This is a genomic window from Rhizomicrobium sp. (genome assembly GCF_056722145.1).
Window position 1 is genome coordinate 1 of sequence record NZ_JBWZET010000015.1, and the last position, 4,971, is coordinate 4,971.

Here is a 4,971-nt window from a genome sequence, read left to right on the forward strand (position 1 = left end):
GAAGGTCGTCATCAACGTCGGCACGCCGAACGTCGCTTGCGGGAAGGTGCCGCCGGCCACGGCGCCGCAACAGGCCGGGATCACCATCTGCACCGGCCGATCGCCGACGGCGCGGCGCAGCATCTGCAGCGTGATTGACATGCCGCAACCGCCGCAATTGGTGTTGCCTTTGCGGAAAATCGGTTCGGCGCGATCGAGATCGGACTGGCACAGGCCGCCGAGAACTGGTTCGTTCATCACACCGCCTCCATCAGCACCGGCGCGTCGGTTTCGGTTCGCGCCGCGATATCGGCGACCATCTTGACGATGTGCTCGGGGCGGATGTCGCCGCCGCCCATGCCGGCGAGATAATCCTGCACCACCGCCCCCGGATCGGCGAGCGCGCGCGTCTCGTTCCAGACGATGCCGCCGACGCCGAGGCCGATATTGCGGTCGATCACCGCGATGCGTTTTTTGCCGGCGAAAATCCGCCGCAGCGCCGCCTCCGGCAGCGGCCGGAACATCCTGAGGCGCAGCGAGCCGATTTTCTTGCCTTCGGCGCGGAGCTGGTCGACCACGCGTTCGGCGGTGATCGGAATGGTGCCGATCGAGACGATCAGGGTTTCGGCATCATCGCACCGGTACGGCACCAGAATGTCGGGCGGCCGGCGGCCGAAAATTTTCTCGAATGCGTCCTGGATTTCGCCATAGACCGCCGGCGCGCCGAGCATCGCCTGATGATGCTGCAGGCGGTGGACTTCGGTCTGATGCGGGATTTCGATCTGGCCGAGGGTGTGCGGCACCTCGGCAAGGCGGTGCGGAACCACGGTCGGCGGCAGGAAGGCGTCGACCTTGGCCTGCTCGGGCACCTCGATCTGCGCCACGGTGTGGGAGAGAATGAATCCTTCCATGCACACCATCACCGGCATCATCACGCGGGCATCTTCGGCCAGGCGGAAGGCGCTGAGCACGGTGTCGAAGACTTCCTGGTTGTCGGCGCAGAAGAACTGGATGATGCCGGCATCGCGCAGCATCAGGGCATCGCCGTGATCGGCCCAGATGTTCCACGGCGGGCCCATGGTGCGATTGGCGACTGCCATCACCACGGGAAAGCGCATCGTCGCCGCCGCGATGCAGTTTTCCACCATGTAGGCGAGGCCGTTCGACGAAGTCGTGGTGAAGGTGCGGGCTCCCGCCGCGGCGCCGCCGATGCACACCCCCATGGCGGAATGCTCGCTTTCGACGCGCACGACATGGCCCTTGTCGATCTTCTGATTGCAGAGGAATTCCATGCATTCGGTCGACGGCGTGATCGGATAGACTCCGGAAACGAAGCCGCGCCCGGTGCGATTGGCGCGAGCGGCGAGCGTGGCGGCTTTGGCGGCGCCGTGATTGGCGGAGAGCAGTTCCAGGCTCATACGGTCTTCTCCTGCATCGCCATCACGCCGCGCGGACACTCGGCCACGCACATGCCGCAGCCTTTGCAATAGTGCGGATCGATCTGGTAGCCGCCGGTCTCGCGATAAATCACGCCATCGGGACACGAGATGATGCAGGTGTCGCACAGCGTGCAGTGGCCGCAACTGAAGCAGCGGCCGGCTTCGCTGGCATCGCCGAGGCCAACATTCACTTCGGAAAAATCGCCGGCCAGCGATGCCGGCACGATGTGACGGTCGGCGTGCGGACGGCCGGGCTCGAAGTGATCGAAACGGATATGCCCCGGCGCCACGGGTTCGCCGTTGGTCTTCGCCATCAGCCCGATAGGACTGCCAAGCACGGCTTCCGCCGCCTTGCGTCCCGAACCGATGGCGTGGGTGACGGTGCCTTCGGAGGTGGCGCAATCGCCGGCGAAATACACCGCCAGCGCCTGCTCGCCGTGATAGGCACGGCCGTCTTGCACGCGCCAGCCATCGGGCAGCGCCATCTCGTTGTTCTGCCCCAGCGCCAGCAGCACCGTATCGGCTGACAGCGTCGCGGTGCGATCGGTCACCACCGGACGGCGCCGGCCGCTGGCATCGGGCGGACCGGCCTCCATCTCGGCGAGAACGGCGGTGGTCACGCCGTCGCCGCCCTGGAACGCCACCGGCGTGCGGAAGGCCATGATTTCCACGCCTTCCTTTTCGGCGTCGTGGATTTCCTCCACGATGGCTGGCATGTCCGTCTTGGCGCGGCGATAGGCGATGGTGACGCTTTGCGCGCCGCAACGCACCGCCGTGCGGGCGCAGTCGATGGCGGTATTGCCGCCGCCGATCACCACAACGTTGCCGGTCAGCGCCACCGGCTTGCGCTTGGCGCGATCGAGGAAATCGAGACCTTGTTCGACATTTGCCAGATGCTCGCCCGGAATGCCGAGCGACACCGCGGCGCCGAACCCGACCGCGACGATCACCGCATCATGGGCGCGGCTCAACTCTGCAAGATCGGTCTTGCCGACCGGTGTATTGCAGCGCGATTTCACGCCCAGCGCCGTGATGCGCGCCAGATCCTGCTCCAGCGCGGCCGGCGGCAGGCGAAAAGCCGGAATGCCATTGCGCAAGACACCGCCGAGCCCCGGTCCCGACTCGTAAATCGTCACCGCATGGCCTTCGCGCGCCAGCGTCCACGCCGCCGAAAGTCCCGCCGGACCGCCGCCGACCACCGCGACATGCAACGGCCGCGACACGCTCGCGCGCTTGGGCTCGAACACCGTGTGATCGCCGATGAAGCGTTCCAGGCTTCGGATATTCACCGCCCCGTCGAAGAAGGCGCGATTGCAGCGGCCCATGCAGGGAGCCGGACAAACCCGTCCGCACACGGAAGGAAGCGGCTGGGTCGCGAACAAAATCGCCGCCGCCGCTTCGACGCCATCCTTCTTCAGCGCCTGGACGAACCCGACCACGTCGTTGCCGGCCGGGCAGGCGACGTTGCAGGGCGCGTCGTGGGTGGCATAGCTCGGCGTCTGGTTCGACCAGGTGCCGGTCATCACGGTGGGCGGAAAATCCTTGGTGTGCTCGAGCGTGGAGGCGACCGGTTGCGGCACCGCCACGGGCGCGGCCGCCAGCTCGGTTTCCGGCGTCCGCACTTCGGCGAACTGCACCGTGTCGAAGGCCTGGCGGGCGGCGGTGAAATCGCCCGAAACGCCGAGCTTGGCAAAGACTTTTTCCAGCGCCGTCACCGGCAAGCCCAACAGCCGCGCATAGGCGCCGAGGATGGTGGTGTTGATGATCACCACCGCCGCCGAGCCGATGCCCTGCTCGCGGGCGATCGACGTCGCGTCGACGACGCCGAAGCGATAATGATCGAACCGTCCGGCGAAATGGGCGAGCGGCAGATGCGAATTCAAGAGCAGCAACGAGCCCGGCGCGACGCCATCGAAAATCGCCGGCCGCATCAGCCCTTCATCGAGCACCAACAGATGATCGGGGCGATAGACCTTGTTGGCATTCTTGACCGGATCGCGATCGACGCGCGTGTAGGCCTGCACCGGCGCGCCCGAGCGCTCGCTGCCGTAATCGCCGAAGGTCTGCACATAGCAGCCCATCTGGGTGAACAGCGCCGCGATCAGCTTGGCGCAGGTTACCCCGCCCTGGCCGCCGCGCCCGTGCACGCGCACTTCCAACGGCAGCGTCAGATCGGACGGAAGCGGGACATCGGCGAGAGCGTGCATGGTTGCCTGCCTAGTGGATCGGGCGTCGAGCCTAATCGGCGGGCAGATTGCCGATATGACGAAAATCAACCCAGCCCGAGACTCGTTTCCCCTGATTTTCCCTCAAATTCCCGCAGCTTAAAGCGCATTTTGGCCGCGGGGGCGGGGCTGAGTTACGCGTGTAATCGAGGCCCGTAACTTTCTGCCCGCCTCAGGCCAAGGATCGGCATCGAGTCGTGCCCCCCGCCGCGCCGCCCCGACATTTTCTGCTGCCCCGGGATTGGGAATAGGCGCTATGCGACAAAGCGCGAGGGACCGCGCGCCATCATCCCGGACGCGCCCGCACAGATCGCAAAGTTTGGCACGTGGGCGCGTTCCGAGGGTTCGCCGGCCGGAGATTTTCGCGCGTTGGCAGCGAATCCCCCACCACCTGGGTCCCCGGTCGATGCTTCGCCGCTGCGCGCCTTCGCTCGCCGGGGATGACAAGTGGCCGGCGCGAAAAAATTCTCGTCATGCTGAGGCGCTTTACGCGCACGCCGCCAGCGATGACATCGCCTGCCCGGGGCGCATAGCCGCGAAGCACCTATCGCGCGGATTTACTTTGCCCCAATACGGTCGCTATCCCACACCCCACCGCCGAATTGTCGCGCCTCATCACGCGCTTGGACCAGCGCACGCGGGCTTATCCCCGTCGGCCAAAACGGGCTTATAATTGCGGCCATGAACGCGCTCGCGCCGTCGCAGATTCCGGCCGTTTTGGCGGCGGCCTCGGCGCGTCTGCCACGGGCGCACAGGAGGGGGGCCCCGCCCCCGAAAATCAAAACAATTATCTTGCCGAACCGAGCTGGGGCCGCAATCAGCGCCGTGACGCGCGGTCGGCCGGGGCGGCGCTCAGCAACTTTCATGCGAGCCCGTTCCCGTAGCAAGCAGCGTGGCGACGCCAAATCCGGGTTCAAGGTCGAGAATCCAACGGCGCATAGGCCCCGCAAAAGCCCAAAATTCCGGTCTATCTCGTCACCTATGTCGAAAATGGCGTCGTTGTACGGGTCAAGGCGGTTAGGCGGCTTCGGGCCCGCACCGCGGCGGCGGCAAAAAACCCGCTGTCTCAGGGCGTTGAAGCCGCTATAACCCCGTCTCGCCGCACCGCGCCCGAGTCTTTTGCCCCCAACCAGGGCCATGGCTCAGTGCCTGCGGTATCGGCGCGGCGAGCCCGCATTCTGAAACACTCATCCGGGTACGGAACAATGGCGAATGTGGCGGTGATCGGCGCACAGTGGGGCGACGAGGGCAAAGGCAAGATCGTGGACTGGCTGTCGGCCCGCGCCGATGTGGTGGTGCGCTTCCAGGGCGGCCACAATGCTGGACAC

3 protein-coding genes and 1 pseudogene are annotated in these 4,971 nt (G+C 66.0%); 1 reads left to right on the forward strand and 3 read right to left on the reverse strand.

Annotation, left to right across the window (positions count from 1 at the left end; all coding sequences use genetic code 11):
• The 3 genes and pseudogenes from AC1P6P_RS00900 to AC1P6P_RS00910 all read right to left on the reverse strand — a co-directional run.
• Nucleotides 1-237: pseudogene (locus tag AC1P6P_RS00900) on the reverse strand (hypothetical protein); the annotation flags it as partial.
• Nucleotides 237-1,397, reverse strand: a complete 1,161-nt coding sequence (gene porA / locus AC1P6P_RS00905; RefSeq protein WP_481400550.1) for a pyruvate ferredoxin oxidoreductase — start codon at nt 1,395-1,397, stop codon at nt 237-239. The pseudogene AC1P6P_RS00900 and the gene porA, both read right to left, overlap by 1 nt.
• Nucleotides 1,394-3,625, reverse strand: a complete 2,232-nt coding sequence (locus AC1P6P_RS00910; protein ID WP_481400551.1) for an FAD-dependent oxidoreductase — start codon at nt 3,623-3,625, stop codon at nt 1,394-1,396. Before AC1P6P_RS00910 ends, porA begins: the two co-directional genes overlap by 4 nt.
• A gap of 1,223 nt (nt 3,626-4,848) precedes the next feature.
• Between AC1P6P_RS00910 and AC1P6P_RS00915 the strand changes: the two genes are divergently transcribed.
• Nucleotides 4,849-4,971 (forward strand): adenylosuccinate synthetase (locus AC1P6P_RS00915; protein ID WP_481400552.1); only part of this gene is annotated, 123 nt, incomplete at its 3' end.